Genomic DNA, 601 nt, shown 5'->3' with positions numbered 1-601 from the left:
GTAACGCTCTTTCAGGCACCGATGCTGGGGCCATCCCAGTACCACAGGAACAAGCAGATAAGAACTTACAAAGCCGTGTAGGAGCTCTACAAAGTGATGTACAAGGTATGCTTGCTCCAACTGATCCAGCTCACAATCCTGCTGAATCAGCTGCTGCCCCTACAACTGATCCTAACAGTCAGCAAGGTGGTGCAGATGCTCAGGCTAAACAACAGGCTGAATTAGATAGAACTAAGCAGCAAGTTGCTGATGATACAACTAAAGGTGGTGGTGCTAATACACCAATCACTACTCAGAATCCTGCCGATGCATTGGCTACTCGTAACCAGAACATCCAAGCAGGTGTTGGTCATGCCACTACTGGTATTAACCAACCTGAAGTTCCTAAGCCATTGACAGAGACACAACAGAAAAACGTCGCCCTTAATGATGCAGGTCAAGAATCATTCAAATCAATGAACACTATTGGTGATTGGTTCCAATCTAAATCATTTCTTATGGGTATGATGCAGACTGGTTTGTCATTACTAGATGGTAAAGGTTATGCAGAATCATTTGCTACTGGTGCTAAATACTTTGATGATCATTATGGAATGGAACA

General features: G+C 43.8%; 1 protein-coding gene. It reads left to right on the top strand.

Going from position 1 to position 601, the window contains the following annotated elements:
• Window positions 1-601, top strand: a 601-nt coding sequence (locus tag N1032_RS26455; protein WP_259543629.1) for a hypothetical protein, incomplete at both ends; no start/stop codon positions are given.

The organism is Herbiconiux daphne (assembly GCF_024979295.1).
GTDB classification, from domain to species: Bacteria; Actinomycetota; Actinomycetes; order Actinomycetales; family Microbacteriaceae; genus Herbiconiux; species Herbiconiux daphnes.
The sequence above is the reverse complement of the archived record's forward strand: the minus strand, read 5'-3'. Positions and strand labels throughout refer to the sequence as shown.